A 13,303-nucleotide genomic window follows, 5' to 3' on the forward strand; every position below is an offset into this window, starting at 1 on the left:
AGTGACCGCTAAAAGCGACAGCGGATCGAAAACGGAAGGGTCGGGCTCACCGAGAGCCCAGGTTCACGGTACGATCAGCGCGGACCAGATGTTGGACCGCTTGAACAAGAGCGTCTCTGCTCAGGATGTCGCTGCTGCGGTCATTGCGCTCTCGGATTACGTCGGCGCGGATGGCTACCTGCTGGCGCGACATGAGTTGAACAGCGAAGCGGGCCTGGACAATGTCATTTCTTCCAACTGGCCGTTCGATCTTGTGCGCAACAAGGGGAGGGAATTGCTCGCGCGTTTGTCGCGGAGCACGGAACTCGAAAAATGCCTGTCCGTGCTTAATCCCGCATTTTCGTTGCTGGTCGATGATCAGAACACGGTCGGCGACCCTGGACGAGAATATTGCACGATCATCTTCAATGCCGGACGGACCCGGTATTGCCTGATGTTTATCTGCCCCCAGGATGTGATCCTGTCACAACAGCGATTGCGTGAAACGGGGTTGTTGGCGGGATATCTGGCCAGCCTGTTGTTCCGTGATGCGGTGCGAAGCGTAAGGGACATGGACCTGACGGATCGTGAGCTCGAATGCCTTTATTGGATCGCTGAGGGCAAGACGAGCGACGAGATCGCCACCATCATCGGCATTTCCAAAAACACAATCAACAATTACATCACCAGCGTCATGCGCAAGACCGCCACTCGAACGCGATCGGAGGCAATCGCTTATGCGGTGCGGCACAATCTGGTTTGAGGAGCGTCTCCCTTGAAGGATGGCAAGACAGGCATGGACGGCGGCTCGAAGCGAAACATTCGCTCGCTTAGCCGTTCTGATTTTTTTCCGAGGTTGGTGTCGATGCAACGCACGGCTCATGCGCGGAATTTCGCCGTCTTCAAGACAAACAATTCAGGATTGCCAAGCAAGCGTAAGCTGGCCTGCATTCTCGACAATTTCCAATCGGACAACCAGATCGCCGCATCCGCGATCCTGGAGCACTACAGCCAGGTTTTCCTCGATCACCTCGAAACATCCTCGCTGCCACTGCTGTGGAATGGTTTGGGTGAAGCTCAAACGGCTGAGACGCCAGATTTCACCGGCTTCGTCAGCCGGATCAAACAGCGAAGTCTGCCAGTTTGTGGGATAGCCTTTCCGGTTCGCCTCGGCTCGATGGGCAACGGTTATATCGTGTTTTCCGCCAACTATCTCGATCTCGCCTGGGAGACGATTCTCGATCTGCACGCCAAGTCGCATCAACTGATGATGGATCTCCTGACGCTCGACGAGCGTCGTTCGGCGCCGGACGAAGTCTTATCCAGTCGCGAAATCGCCTGTCTCCAACTGGCTGGCGATGGTTTGGTGAGTGAAGAGATCGCCGTTCAACTCGGCCTGTCCGTTCATACGGTCAATGCGTATCTGTCTTCGGCCACTGTTAAGCTCGATTCGGTCAACCGTATCCAGGCGATCGCCAAGGCCATACGCCTTGGCTACATCGCCTGAATTTTCACGGATGTCAGTTTATTGAAGCGAGCCGGAGGCATGGGCATCGAACGCCTGCATCTTGGGCGTGATGAACCGGGCGCGGGCCAAGCTTTCGGCGAGCAGGGCGGTATCGTGACCCGGATTTTCATTCGGTTCATGAAAGGCGATGTGGTTGATCTCTATTCCCGCCAATTCGTCCGTCAGTGAAAGCTGGGCGTAAACGGTCACCGCGTCGGCCATGATTTCAAGGTCGAGCGAGATCTGCGGCAACTTGTTCCAGTCCATTTCATAATTGCCGCCTATGCCGAAGCGGATCGTGCCCGGCAGGAAATACAGCTCTGCTGCAGAGTTCACGAGATCCGCGATATTGCCCCAGCGCTCATAGCGCAGGAGCGAAACGAGGTCTGCGGCGTCAATGAGCCTGAGTTCTGTCGCAACGGGACGCAACGCCTCGGCCACGATTTTCTCGTGTTCGATGGAGAAAGGGCTTTTTTTCATCGTTTTCAGTGAACCCGTCTGGCTTTATTCTTGGACGCATAAATGCGTTGTATCAGTTCGGCGACGGCCTTGTAGAAGACCGGCGGGATGACACTATCCACCGAGACTTGCGCAAACATGGAGCGAGCTAGAGGTGGGTCCTCGAACACTGGGACGCCGTTTTCCTCGGCGACCTGGCGGATTTTAAGGGCGATGAGGTCAGTTCCCTTGGCCACCACAACCGGAGCCGCATCTTCGTTGCGCACATAACGCAGGGCGACGGCATAGTGTGTCGGGTTGGCGATGACGAGCGTGGCGCGCGGCACGGAATTGATCATTCGCTTGCGGGCGAGATCTCTGGCGAAAGAGCGTTGGCGCTGCTTCACCATCGGATCGCCATCCGTCTGCTTTCGCTCTTCCTTGATTTCCTCCTTCGTCATCTTGAGCTCTTCATACCAATGATGATGAGTCCAGAAATAGTCCGCGATGGCGATGATTGCCGCGGCGAATAGGATGATGACGAGGATCGTCCGCACATCCGACGACAGCCGCTTGAGCAGAAAGTCGGGGTCCGCATACATCGCGTCGAGTGATTTGAAATATTCCGATCGCAGGCTCAAGCCCACGACCATCCCCACGACCAGGATCTTGATCAGGGATTTTCCGAACTCCACCATGCCCGGCATGCCGAACAGACGGCCAAACCCGGCGGCGGGATTGAGCCGCGAGAATTTGGGCGCGATTCGCTCGAGCACGGGGGTTGGAAGATTCTGGAGAATCGAGGCGGCAATGCCGAAAGTCGCCATCAGGATGAAGGCTGGCGTGACGATCGCAGCCGATTCCCAGAAGACGCGGCCGAACAGGGCCACGATATCGGTCCCGGTTTCGAATCGCCATTGCTCGGGCTTCTCAAACACGCCTCTTAGCGTATCCCAGAGTTGGGCCACGCCGCTCGGCAGAAAAAACACGAAGTAGACATAGATGCCGAGCGTGGAGGCGAACACCGTAATTTCGCGGGAGAAGGGCACGTTGCCCTTGTCCGCAGCTTCGCTATAGCGCTTTTGAGTCGGTGCTTCTGTCTTGCTGTCCTTGTCCGCGCTCTCGGCCATGCCCGTTTACCTCCGTCAGGCCGCTTCGACCGCGCCTCCGGATTCCTTGAGCTGGATCTGGCCGTTGGCAGCGAGTCGAATCGCTTCCTGGGCGATGGACCGGCGGGCAATGGCTATCGTGCGCGGATTCGCAGTTGTGTCGGGCGCTCCGAGATCCGATTCGATCATGCGGCGCTGGCGCGCGCCGATCGAGGAAAGCACGGCTTCGCGGATATCCATCGACGCTCCCCGCAACGCCATGGTGATGACGTCGCCGGCAATGTCGTTGAACAGCATGACGCGGCTGCGCTGCGGCATGACGAGCAGATCCTCGAACAGGAAGATCTTCGGACGGACTTTCTTGGCGGCTTCCTGGCTGATCGCCTCGAGCGAATCGAGCAGGTTTTCGACCTGATTCTTCTCGAGTTCGTTCATCAGTTCGGCCACCTTCATCGTGCCCGGCGCGTTGCGCTCGGCATTGAGGTCGCGAATGATATCCTGAACGCGGCTTTCGATGACCTGAACCGCCTTGGGGTTCACGTCCTTGAGGTTGACCGTACGGTTGAGAATATCGGCGCGGCGTGTTTCCGGCATCTCCAGAAGCACCTTGGCGCCGGCCGAAGACGGCATCATCGACATGATGTAGGCGATGGTCTGCGGATGTTCGTTGATCAGATATTTGGCGACGAAAGCGGGTTCGGCGCTTTCCAGCTGTTCCCAGATCGTCGTCTCATAGGCCTGGAAGGCGGCGCGCCGGCCCAACAGTCCATCGACTTCGTCCGGCGTCAGACCTTCCTCGAGAATGCCCTCGATCGCCTTGGCGTTGTCCATGAGGCCCGCGCCTTCGGTGAACAGATCCTCGAATTCGTTGACGAGGTCTATCAATTCGTTCGGCGGGATCTGGCGCAGTCTCTGGGCGGAATGGATGATGACCTGCAATTCGGCCTGGGTAAAATATTTAAGTAATTTTCCTGCGACCTGCCTGCCCATGGCAAGCAGCACAGCCGCCGCCTTTTCGGGCGGTGACAGCGTGCTCGCTGAGGTGGTCTCAAAACTGTCGAAGTCGAACATATCGACGCTCCCCCGGAATCATTCCGGTTTGTAACTCTGATACTCTAAGACTTGCCGCTCGACTTAACTTCCAACAGTTTGATGCCGAAACGGGTTTCATCATTCTCCATAATGGTGATTTCACCACGACCGATGAGCCTTCCATTGACGATCAGATCGACCGGTTCGCCAATTTTCCGATCTAGAGCGATAATGGCCCCTTCGGTCAGATTCATCAAGCCGGAAACCTGCATTTTGCTAGTTCCTAGAATGATTTGAACATCAATTGGGATGTCCTTGATAAGATCCAGGTTGGCATGCAGCGCGCTGCCGGGCTCTGCAACCGCGCCCATCGACGCGCCAGTCCCGAAGTCGCCGCCTCCAAAACCCGAATCACCGAAGTCGCCGCCGAAGCCGCCGCCGTCGAAGTCGCCGCCGCCTCCGAATTCCGATCCCATCGGTGTGTCGGATGTTGAGAAATCACTTCCGGCGTCGGCGCCGAATTCCGCGCCGAAATCCCCTGCGATATCGTTGAGACCAGCTTCGTCGGCTTTTAGAACGCCGCGAAGGTCGTCGATCGCTTGATCGAGCTCGGCGTTTGCGTCGCCGGTTTCGATAACTTCGTCTTCGATTTTTGCTTTCTTCGGTGCCATACGATCATCATTCCAGTTTAATCTTGCGCTAGGCTTTTCAAAACCCGATCAGGTGAGCAGGTCTCTAAGGAGATCCTGGTCGGAACCAGAGGATTCCCGCACGCGTACGGTGTAATTGTTGCCGGCCCGGCCGAACTCGCAGCTATAGAGGTCGCGCCCATTGGCGCTGACCTGGGCGCGAACGTCGTCTTTGTCCAGGAACGGGATGACGTCGCCCGGTTGCAGCTTGGCGATGACGCCGAGCGTCAGCGGCGTCAGATGAATGCGGGCCTCGACTTTCACGTCGGACCGCCGCACCTGGTCTTCCAGAATATCGGCCCAATCGTTGACAGCCTTGGCCGGCGCGCCGGAAACCGGGTGGCGAACTTTTGTCTTGAGTAGGGTTTTCTGCGGAATCACGATTTCGAAAAAGGAAGTGAGGTCGCCAAATTCGATCTTCATGCGAATCAGTGCCGCGAACATGTCGACATAGTCTTCGGCCGGCTTCGGCCGGCTCTTGAGATTATGCGGCTTGGTCAGAATCGGTTCGTAATTGCCGGGCGCATCGACTGCGGATTTGATCACCTGGGCGATCTTGTCCAGGATCAATGGCGCCATTTCCAACTCGATGGAGGAAGCGGGCCGCGCTTCGACCGCGCCCAGCGACGCGGGATCGCCGCCCATCAGCGTCTCCACCAGCGCGATGATCGCGGAGGAGGAACAGGCGATTGTGAAGTCGGAGCACCAATTCTTGAGCGATCCGTCCATCAGCACCGTGCCCGGCGCCATATCGGTGATTAACTCGTTCTTGTAGCCGGTTTCGCAGCGCTCGAAATAGAAGCTCATCTTCTGCTGCGTTTCCATTTCGACGAGGTCGGGAAGAAACGCGGTCAAAACATGGCCAAGCTCCACGCACACCTTGGAGATCGTCTGATTCGTGCCCAGTTCCCCGGTCATCAACGCGTAAACCTTGGGGTCTATCGCCGGCGCCTGTGTACGCATTGCCACTCCCTCCGTCATCACGCCGCCTTTTCGCCGCCGCCGCCCGGGTTCATCATTTCCTGCTCGACGGCGTCGATTGACGGACGTTCATAGGAGGAAATGGTCTTGCGGCCATACTCAAGAGCGACCTGTGGAACAGATCCGTTCATATATGCGATCAGCGTCTGCTTGACGATCACATACAGGCGAAGCTGCTTGCCCCGGACCGCTTTGATCATATAGATGAGCGGGTTCATGATGCAGTAGGAAAGTAGAATACCGGTAAACGTTCCGACAAGAGCCGCGCCGATCAGGTGCCCGAGAACTTCAGGCGGTTCGGTGATGGCGCCCATGGCGTGGATAACGCCGAGAACGGCGGCCACGATACCGATGGCCGGGAAGGAGTCGCCCATGTTCTGGAGCTGGGTGAAGGCCTTCATCTTGTCGTGATCGATCGTCTGGATTTCTTCGTCCATCAACGCCTCGATTTCGTGACTGCGGGCGTTGCCGATGATGATCAGCCGGACATAGTCGCAGATGAATGCGGTGAGATCCTTGTTCTTAAGAACCGAGGGCGCATTCTGGAAAATGATCGACTCGTCCGGATTGTCGATATGCGCTTCAATCTCGTTGCGGGACTTGGTGCGCAGATCGCGCATCAGCGCATAGAGACATCCCAGAGTGTCGAGATAGTTGCGCTCCTTCGGAACGGCGTTCTTGAACGCCTCGCCGATCGCTTTTCCCGAATCCTTGATCACTTTCATCGGTGTGCCGGCGATGAAGGCGCCGAGGCCGCAACCGATGATGACGAGGAATTCGTAGGGCTGCCAAAGCACTTCAAGATGGCCGCCCGTCGCAAGGAAGCTGCCGATGATGCAGCCGAAAACAATGACCAAGCCGATAATGATGTTCATGACGCCGCCTGCGCTGATCTCACAATAAATCCAGCTTTGAATACGGTTTCTTGCTTGTGTGAAGCTGTTGGTTCTGCACCCTGAATTTGGTGCGCGGCGGCGACAGGTTCGCGCAAGCGAGCTCGCCGATGCTCTCCATCGACAGGGAGTCGCGGGCTGCGCGGCTTTCGCTCGAGGCAGTATATCGCCGGGTATGAGACCCGGTCAGAGGGCGAGCATGGATACAAGTCTTTACGTCGCGCTGTCGTCTCAGCTTTCGCTGGAAAAGCGTCTCAATACGATCGCCGACAACCTGGCCAATATGAACACGGTCGGCTTCAGGGCGACCCAGGTGAAATTCGACGAAGTGATGACCAAGGCGGAAGGCGCGCGCGTTGGCTATGTGTCTCCCGGCGAAGAATATCTTGCCACCGACAATGGCGCCATCACCCAGACAGGAAATCAGTTGGATTTCGCCGCCAAGGGCGATGTCTGGTTCCACGTCGCCAGTCCTGCCGGCAACGCCGTGACGCGTGACGGCCGGTTCTCGATGCTGGAGACCGGCGACCTCGTGACGCTCGAGGGATATCCCGTTCTCGACGCCGGCGGAGCGCCGATCCAGCTCAACGCCCAGGGCGGCACGCCCACCGCATCAACAGACGGAATTCTCTATCAGGATGGCAGGCCGGTCGCCACTTTGGGCCTGATGTCGGCGAATATCGGCGCGAATTTCACGCGCGCCGGCAACGCCTCCATCATTCCCGGTGAAGCGCCGCAGCCGGTCGTCGACCGGGCCGACGCCGGCGTGCTTCAGGGCTACGTCGAACAGGCCAATGTCAATCCGCTCAAGCAGATGACCGAGATGATCACCGTGCAGCGGACCTTCGACTACGTGACTCAACTCATGCGAGACAATGAAAACTCCCTGACGGGCGCGATCAAAACTCTCGGTGGAGCGTCCTGACCGGGCGGAATTGAATGGATAGGTTGATGGAAGACAAGGCAGGGAACGCCGGCGACAGAATGGCCGCGATCGGCGCTCTGTTCCAGCGGTTCAACCAACCTGGCGCACTGGTCTCGCATGCGGGGCGCGTCAAGACGATCGCGGCCGGGCACTACACCGTGACAGGTCTCTCCCGCTATGTGCGGCTCGGCGAATTCGTCGCCCATCGCAGCGACTCCGGCGTGCATCTGGGCGAAGTCGTCCGGGTGGAGCCCGATTTGGTCTATGTTTGCCCGATCGAGCCAGGCGATCCGATCGGCATCGACGATCTCATTCTCAAGCGCGGCGCATTCAGGCTCAATCCGGATGACAGCTGGTGCGGCCGCACGGTCAATTCGCTCGGCGAGCCCATTGATGGTCTCGGCCCGATCGCGCAGGGCGCTGTCGCACGCTCGATTTCCAACACGGCGCCGCCGTCGATGACCCGGCAGCGCGTCTCGAAGGGCTTCCGCACAGGGGTGCGCGCCATCGATATCTTCGCGCCGCTTTGCCATGGCCAGCGTCTCGGGGTGTTCGCCGGCTCCGGCGTCGGCAAGTCAACGCTTCTGTCCATGCTGGCTCGCGCTGACGCTTTTGACCGGGTCGTGATCGCCCTGGTCGGAGAGCGCGGCCGTGAAGTGCGGGAATTCATCGAAGACACGCTGGGACCTCATCTCAAGAAATCGGTTGCGGTGGTTGCGACGTCGGACGAAAGCCCGATGCTGCGCAAGATGGCGCCGCTGTCGGCGGTGACGATCGCTGAGCATTTCCGTGATCAGGGTAAGAATGTTCTGCTGATCGTCGACAGCGTTACGCGTTTCGCCCATGCAATCCGTGAAGTGGCGACTGCTTCGGGCGAGCCGCCAGTCGCGCGCGGCTATCCAGCCTCGGTGTTCACGGAGTTGCCGAAATTGCTCGAACGCGCCGGCCCCGGTCCCGAAGGCGCAGGCGCGATCACGGCGATCATCTCCATCCTGGTCGATGGCGACAATCACAACGACCCGATCGCCGATGCCACGCGCGGCATTCTCGACGGCCATATCGTGCTGGACCGAGCCCTGGCCGAAGAAGGACGCTATCCGCCCATCGATCCCCTTGCCTCGATCTCGCGTCTGGCGCGCAAGGCCTGGACGCCCGATGAGGAAAAACTGGTGTCTCGTCTCAAGACGCTGATCCACAAATACGAGGAAACGCGCGATCTGCGCCTGATCGGCGGTTATCGCCCCGGCGCTGATCCCGACCTCGACATGGCGGTCAAGCAAGTGCCGCCAATCTATGAAATCCTGAAACAGACCCCTGGAGAAAGGCCGGCGCGCGATGCGTTCGCCGATCTGGCCTCGGCGCTCAAGAACGCCAACCAGCCGGGTAACGGCGCCAATGGGCGCCCGAGGTGACGATGACTGATTTTGACGCCGACGAACCCGTCGAACCGCCGAAGAAGGCGCTGCGCAAACCTTTCTGGACCGTTGACCGCATTATCGGCTGGTCGGGCGCCGCGTTGGCCATGACGGCGGCTTTCTTTCCCTGGTATGTGTTTTTTAATGAGGATCAATTCGGCATCAAGATCGCCGTGCGGGAACTGACGCGCGATCTTCCGGAATGGGCGGGCAGGGCGATCGTCAATCCCTCGCCGGCGGCCATCGCCGACCGTGACGAAAAGACCGGCGATCCGCTTGCGGGCGAAAAGATCATCACCGGCTCGATCCCCGACATCGGCAAGGATTCGGTTGACGATAGCGGAGCCTCCGCCCTCGACCAGGCCTTTCCTGGCGACGCCATGCGCTTCAAGGTTCTGCATGTCGCCAATGGTCGGGCCATGATTGAGGACAAGGGCGGCGTCTATCTGGTCGAGCCCGGTTCTGTCCTTCCCGACGCATCAAAGGTGGCGGCGCTCGAGCAGCGCGACGGCAAATGGGTGGTCGTGACCGACAAGGGAACAGTCTACGGCGTCGGAAAATAAACCCGGACACCGGTCCGGGCGAACTGAGCTGGGCGGCCCGTGCCGCCCATTTTTGCGTTTTGCGGTCGAGCCCTGAAAATTACGGCTTTTGGGACAAGTCCCGCGCAAGATTCTGGCTCTATGGTTGATTGTGTCATGAAGACAAAAGTTCGGTCATGAAGACGGAGAACACCCATGCAACCGATTCAACTATTTGAATTGGCGTCGCGACAGGCAGAATGGCTTTCGGTTCGCCAAGGCGCAGTTTCTGGCAATATCGCCAACGCCAATACCCCGACCTTCCGGGCCAAGGACGTCGAGCCCTTCGAATTCGTGTTGCAAAATCAGACGACGCCGATGGCCGCGACCAATTCTCGCCATTTCGCCGACTCGCCGACCTCGACCTATGTGGTCCAGTCCGACGAGGACAAGAAAGCCGTCGCAAAGCTATCCGGCAATTCCGTCGATCTCTCCGAAGAGTTGATGAAGCAGGGCCAGATCCGTCGCGACTACGACCTCAACACCGCAATCGTCAAAGCATTCAACAAAATGATGCTGACGGCCGTGAGGAAGGGGTAATCCATGGATCCGCTTTCAGATTCTCTCGCCATTTCCGCCTCGGGTCTTTCCGCCCAGTCCACGCGCTTGCGCGTCGTGTCGGAAAACCTGGCGAATGCGCGCTCTACAGGCGATACGCCGGGCGCCGACCCCTACCGTCGCAAGACAATCAGCTTCTCGGATGAACTCGATCGCACTTCTGGCGTCGAGAAAGTCAAGGTGAAGCGGATTGGCGTCGACAAGTCCGAATTCCTGAGCGAATACGAACCGGGCAATCCGGCCGCCGACCCCAACGGAATCGTGAAATATCCGAATGTGAACGTCCTGCTCGAAATGGCGGACATGCGGGAAGCCAATCGCTCCTACGAGGCCAACCTGCAATCCATTCGTCAGACCCGCGATCTGATCTCGTCAACCATCGATCTCCTGAGGTCATCGCAATGATTGAACCCATCAGCGCATTGAGCGCTTCCCTGGCGTCTGAAACCAAAAAGATCGCCGACCCATCCGAAACCCTGGCCACGATGGACGCCGGCGCCGCTGGCGCGAGCTTCACCGATTTCGTGTCCAATATCGGCGCGTCCTTCGTCGACAATCTCAAGGCTGCCGAAACCAAGTCCATGGACGGCATGCTCGGCAAGGCCAGTGTTCGCGAGGTCGTCGAGACTGTGATGACCGCCGACCAGACTCTGCAAACGGCTATGGCGTTCCGCGACAAAGTCGTCTCGGCCTATCTCGACATCGTGAAGATGAACATCTGAGGGTAACGAATGAGAGCGCTATCGATCGCCGCGACCGGCATGAACGCACAGCAGACCAATCTCGAGGTGATCGCGAACAACATCGCGAACATCAACACCACGGGCTTCAAGCGCGCGCGCGCCGAGTTTACGGATCTACTCTATCAGACCGATCGCGCAGCGGGCGTCGCCAACACCGCCAACCAGGCCACGGTGCCCGAGGGCATCAATATCGGCCTCGGCGTCAAGACCGCGGCGGTCCGCAACCTGTTCGAACAGGGCGACCTCAGCGAAACCAGCAACAATTTCGACATGGCGATCGTCGGGCGCGGCTTCTTTCAGATCCAGGCCCCCGATGGGTCGACGCTCTACACGCGCGACGGCGCGTTCAACAAGAACGAAAACGGCGAACTGGTGACGGCTGACGGCTATCTCGTCATTCCCACCATCACAGTGCCGACCGACGCCACCGATATCACCATCAACCGTTCCGGCGAAGTCTATGCGACGATCGGCACGGAAACCGATCAGCAGTTGCTCGGTCAGATCCAGCTGGCAAATTTCGTCAACGAGGCGGGATTGAAGGAGCTCGGCGGCAATCTCTATCAGGAGACGGCCGCTTCGGGTGCAGCGATCGTCGGCGTCGGCGACGACACCGGCTTCGGCTATGTGAGCCAGGGCTATCTCGAAAGCTCGAACGTGGATTCGGTCAAGGAAATCACCGACCTGATCTCCGCGCAGCGCGCCTATGAAATGAACTCCAAGGTCATCACCACCGCGGACGAAATGTCCAAGACGGTGAGCCAGAGCATGAAGTAAGGAAAAGCGGGCGACCATGATGGCAAGCATGCGGCATAAGAGACATATGTTGACGGCGCTGGCTGCGGCCTTGGCGTCTTTGGCGATGGTGGGCTCGGCGAAAGCTGCTGATTTCGGCATGGCGGTCGTCCCCACCCAGATTATTTATCCGGGCCAGGAAATCACCGAGAACCAGTTGACGACGGTGCCGGTGACCAATCCCAATATCGCTCCCGGCTATGCCCAGAAGTATTCGGAAGTCGCCGGTCTGGTGACGACCAGAACGCTACTCCCCAACCGCACGATCATGATCGCCGCGTTGAGGGAAGCCTGGACGGTCCGGCGCGGCGACAAGATCGTGCTTGTCTATGACAATGGCGGTCTCAAGATCACCGCCGCGGGCACGCCGCTGAATGACGGCGTGGTCGGCGACCTCATCAAGGTTCGCAATACCGATACCGGCGTCATCATTTCCGGCACGGTCAGGCCGGACAGTTCGATCCTCGTGGTGCAGAAATGAAGAGACTCGTTGCCCTGATCCTGGCGAGCCTGATGACTTTGTCGACCGCCGCGCCGTCACAGGCTGCGGCGACTGCACGCATCAAGGACGTCGCGTCGTTGCAAGCTGGCCGCGACAACCAGTTGATTGGCTATGGTCTCGTGGTGGGCCTGCAGGGATCTGGCGACAGCCTGCGCTCTTCGCCCTTCACCGAACAGTCGCTGCGCGCGATGCTGCAGAATCTCGGCATTTCCACCCAGGGCGGCGAAAACCGCTCCAAAAATATCGCCGCAGTCATGGTCACGGCCACGCTGCCGCCATTTGCAAGTCCAGGTAGTCGCATGGACGTTGCCGTCAGCTCGCTCGGCGACGCCACCTCCTTGCGCGGCGGCACGCTCGTAATGACCTCGCTGACCGGCGCCGACGGTCAAATCTACGCCGTCGCACAGGGGCCGCTGATCGTATCCGGTTTTTCGGCGACAGGCGACGCCACACAATTGACGCAGGGCGTGACGACCGCCGGACGCGTGCCGAATGGCGCGATCATCGAACGCCCCCTGCCGTCGCGCTTCAAGGACTCGGTCAATCTCGTCCTGCAGTTGCGCAATCCCGATTTTTCGACGGCGGTGCGCATGACCGACGCGATCAACGCGTTTTCGAACCAAGCCTATGGCGGCCCGATCGCTTCGGTCAACGATTCGCAGGAAGTGGTCGTGGAAAAGCCGCGCCGCGCCGATCTCGCCCGACTGATGGCCGAGATCGAAAACCTTCCCATCGACACCGATACGCCGGCCAAGGTGGTGGTCAATGAACGCACTGGCACCATCGTAATCGGCGCCGATGTCAGGATCTCCGAGGTCGCCGTCAGCTACGGCACATTGACAGTTCAAGTCAGCGAAAACCCGACTGTTGTACAGCCGTTGCCTTTCTCCAATGGCGAAACGGCCGTGCAGCCGCAGACCGACATCATCGCGCAGCAGGCCAACAGCAAAGTGGCGATTATTAAAGGCTCCAATCTGAAAACCTTGGTGTCCGGGTTGAATTCGATCGGAGTGAAGCCAGACGGCGTTATCGCCATTCTCCAGGGGATCAAGTCGGCGGGCGCGCTACAGGCGGAGCTGGTGTTGCAATGACCAAGATGACGGGACTGTGGAAGACAAGCGCGCGGATCGGCGTCATCATCGGCCTCTGCCTCGGC

Annotated in this window: 17 protein-coding genes; 11 read left to right on the top strand and 6 right to left on the bottom strand. The window is 58.9% G+C overall.

Annotation, left to right across the window (positions count from 1 at the left end):
• The first annotated feature begins 1 nt into the window (after position 1).
• Positions 2-742 (top strand): helix-turn-helix transcriptional regulator, encoded by a 741-nt coding sequence (locus M2360_RS09115; RefSeq protein ID WP_280774622.1) that lies wholly within the window; start codon positions 2-4, stop codon positions 740-742.
• 102 nt (positions 743-844) lie between these two features.
• Complete coding sequence (locus M2360_RS09120; RefSeq protein ID WP_280774624.1) at positions 845-1,486, top strand: helix-turn-helix transcriptional regulator; 642 nt, start codon at positions 845-847, stop codon at positions 1,484-1,486.
• A gap of 18 nt (positions 1,487-1,504) precedes the next feature.
• On the opposite strand, the gene M2360_RS09125 is transcribed toward M2360_RS09120, so the two are convergent.
• From M2360_RS09125 to motA, 6 genes are read right to left on the bottom strand one after another with little or no spacing between them, the layout of a single operon-like run.
• Positions 1,505-1,966: a hypothetical protein gene (locus tag M2360_RS09125; protein ID WP_280774625.1), complete on the bottom strand. Its 462-nt coding sequence runs from the start codon at positions 1,964-1,966 to the stop codon at positions 1,505-1,507.
• Positions 1,967-1,971: 5 nt separating this feature from the next.
• Entirely contained in the window at positions 1,972-3,054 is a 1,083-nt protein-coding gene (gene flhB, locus M2360_RS09130) for a flagellar biosynthesis protein FlhB (RefSeq protein WP_280774627.1), read from the bottom strand.
• A 15-nt stretch (positions 3,055-3,069) separates the two neighbouring features.
• Positions 3,070-4,104 (bottom strand): flagellar motor switch protein FliG, encoded by a 1,035-nt coding sequence (locus tag M2360_RS09135; RefSeq protein WP_280774628.1) that lies wholly within the window; start codon positions 4,102-4,104, stop codon positions 3,070-3,072.
• 44 nt (positions 4,105-4,148) lie between these two features.
• Positions 4,149-4,736, bottom strand: a complete 588-nt coding sequence (gene fliN, locus M2360_RS09140) for a flagellar motor switch protein FliN (protein WP_280774630.1) — start codon at positions 4,734-4,736, stop codon at positions 4,149-4,151.
• Between the two features lie 48 nt (positions 4,737-4,784).
• Positions 4,785-5,717 (bottom strand): FliM/FliN family flagellar motor switch protein, encoded by a 933-nt coding sequence (locus M2360_RS09145; protein WP_280774632.1) that lies wholly within the window; start codon positions 5,715-5,717, stop codon positions 4,785-4,787.
• 17 nt (positions 5,718-5,734) lie between these two features.
• Entirely contained in the window at positions 5,735-6,610 is an 876-nt protein-coding gene (motA, locus tag M2360_RS09150) for a flagellar motor stator protein MotA (protein ID WP_280774634.1), read from the bottom strand.
• Between the two features lie 217 nt (positions 6,611-6,827).
• Here motA and flgF point away from each other — a divergent pair, with 217 nt between their 5' ends.
• The 9 genes from flgF to M2360_RS09195 all read left to right on the top strand — a co-directional run bounded on the left by flgF (position 6,828) and on the right by M2360_RS09195 (position 13,238).
• Positions 6,828-7,553: a flagellar basal-body rod protein FlgF gene (gene flgF, locus M2360_RS09155; protein ID WP_280774635.1), complete on the top strand. Its 726-nt coding sequence runs from the start codon at positions 6,828-6,830 to the stop codon at positions 7,551-7,553.
• Between the two features lie 59 nt (positions 7,554-7,612).
• A complete protein-coding gene (gene fliI, locus M2360_RS09160) occupies positions 7,613-8,965 on the top strand; it encodes a flagellar protein export ATPase FliI (protein ID WP_280774922.1) in 1,353 nt (450 codons plus the stop codon).
• A 2-nt stretch (positions 8,966-8,967) separates the two neighbouring features.
• Complete coding sequence (locus M2360_RS09165; RefSeq protein ID WP_280774637.1) at positions 8,968-9,531, top strand: flagellar protein; 564 nt, start codon at positions 8,968-8,970, stop codon at positions 9,529-9,531.
• Positions 9,532-9,705: 174 nt separating this feature from the next.
• Positions 9,706-10,089, top strand: a complete 384-nt coding sequence (flgB, locus tag M2360_RS09170; RefSeq protein ID WP_280774639.1) for a flagellar basal body rod protein FlgB — start codon at positions 9,706-9,708, stop codon at positions 10,087-10,089.
• 3 nt (positions 10,090-10,092) lie between these two features.
• Entirely contained in the window at positions 10,093-10,512 is a 420-nt protein-coding gene (flgC, locus tag M2360_RS09175) for a flagellar basal body rod protein FlgC (RefSeq protein WP_280774641.1), read from the top strand.
• Positions 10,509-10,829, top strand: coding sequence for a flagellar hook-basal body complex protein FliE (locus tag M2360_RS09180; RefSeq protein ID WP_280774643.1), 321 nt, complete (start codon positions 10,509-10,511; stop codon positions 10,827-10,829). The genes flgC and M2360_RS09180 overlap by 4 nt, the downstream gene beginning before the upstream one ends.
• Before the next feature lie 9 nt (positions 10,830-10,838).
• Positions 10,839-11,627 carry a flagellar basal-body rod protein FlgG gene (gene flgG / locus M2360_RS09185; RefSeq protein ID WP_280774645.1) on the top strand — a complete coding sequence of 263 codons (789 nt, stop codon included), beginning with the start codon at positions 10,839-10,841 and terminating at the stop codon, positions 11,625-11,627.
• Positions 11,628-11,655: 28 nt separating this feature from the next.
• Complete coding sequence (gene flgA, locus M2360_RS09190; protein ID WP_280774646.1) at positions 11,656-12,126, top strand: flagellar basal body P-ring formation chaperone FlgA; 471 nt, start codon at positions 11,656-11,658, stop codon at positions 12,124-12,126.
• A complete protein-coding gene (locus M2360_RS09195) occupies positions 12,123-13,238 on the top strand; it encodes a flagellar basal body P-ring protein FlgI (protein ID WP_280774648.1) in 1,116 nt (371 codons plus the stop codon). The genes flgA and M2360_RS09195 overlap by 4 nt, the downstream gene beginning before the upstream one ends.
• Positions 13,239-13,303: the final 65 nt, after the last annotated feature.

The sequence above is a fragment of the Rhizobium sp. SG_E_25_P2 genome (genome assembly GCF_029892285.1).
GTDB lineage: Bacteria > Pseudomonadota > Alphaproteobacteria > Rhizobiales > Rhizobiaceae > Rhizobium_E.

Coding starts and splice junctions, on each gene's coding strand:
- flgC (WP_280774641.1), top strand. CDS start 10,093: ATGGATCCGCTTTCAGATTCTCTCGCCATTTCCGCCTCGGGTCTTTCC.
- flgA (WP_280774646.1), top strand. CDS start 11,656: ATGCGGCATAAGAGACATATGTTGACGGCGCTGGCTGCGGCCTTGGCG.
- flhB (WP_280774627.1), bottom strand. CDS start 3,054: ATGGCCGAGAGCGCGGACAAGGACAGCAAGACAGAAGCACCGACTCAA.
- M2360_RS09195 (WP_280774648.1), top strand. CDS start 12,123: ATGAAGAGACTCGTTGCCCTGATCCTGGCGAGCCTGATGACTTTGTCG.
- M2360_RS09165 (WP_280774637.1), top strand. CDS start 8,968: ATGACTGATTTTGACGCCGACGAACCCGTCGAACCGCCGAAGAAGGCG.
- M2360_RS09125 (WP_280774625.1), bottom strand. CDS start 1,966: ATGAAAAAAAGCCCTTTCTCCATCGAACACGAGAAAATCGTGGCCGAG.
- flgG (WP_280774645.1), top strand. CDS start 10,839: ATGAGAGCGCTATCGATCGCCGCGACCGGCATGAACGCACAGCAGACC.
- M2360_RS09180 (WP_280774643.1), top strand. CDS start 10,509: ATGATTGAACCCATCAGCGCATTGAGCGCTTCCCTGGCGTCTGAAACC.
- flgF (WP_280774635.1), top strand. CDS start 6,828: ATGGATACAAGTCTTTACGTCGCGCTGTCGTCTCAGCTTTCGCTGGAA.
- M2360_RS09120 (WP_280774624.1), top strand. CDS start 845: ATGCAACGCACGGCTCATGCGCGGAATTTCGCCGTCTTCAAGACAAAC.
- motA (WP_280774634.1), bottom strand. CDS start 6,610: ATGAACATCATTATCGGCTTGGTCATTGTTTTCGGCTGCATCATCGGC.
- M2360_RS09145 (WP_280774632.1), bottom strand. CDS start 5,717: ATGCGTACACAGGCGCCGGCGATAGACCCCAAGGTTTACGCGTTGATG.
- fliN (WP_280774630.1), bottom strand. CDS start 4,736: ATGGCACCGAAGAAAGCAAAAATCGAAGACGAAGTTATCGAAACCGGC.
- fliI (WP_280774922.1), top strand. CDS start 7,613: ATGGCCGCGATCGGCGCTCTGTTCCAGCGGTTCAACCAACCTGGCGCA.
- flgB (WP_280774639.1), top strand. CDS start 9,706: ATGCAACCGATTCAACTATTTGAATTGGCGTCGCGACAGGCAGAATGG.
- M2360_RS09135 (WP_280774628.1), bottom strand. CDS start 4,104: ATGTTCGACTTCGACAGTTTTGAGACCACCTCAGCGAGCACGCTGTCA.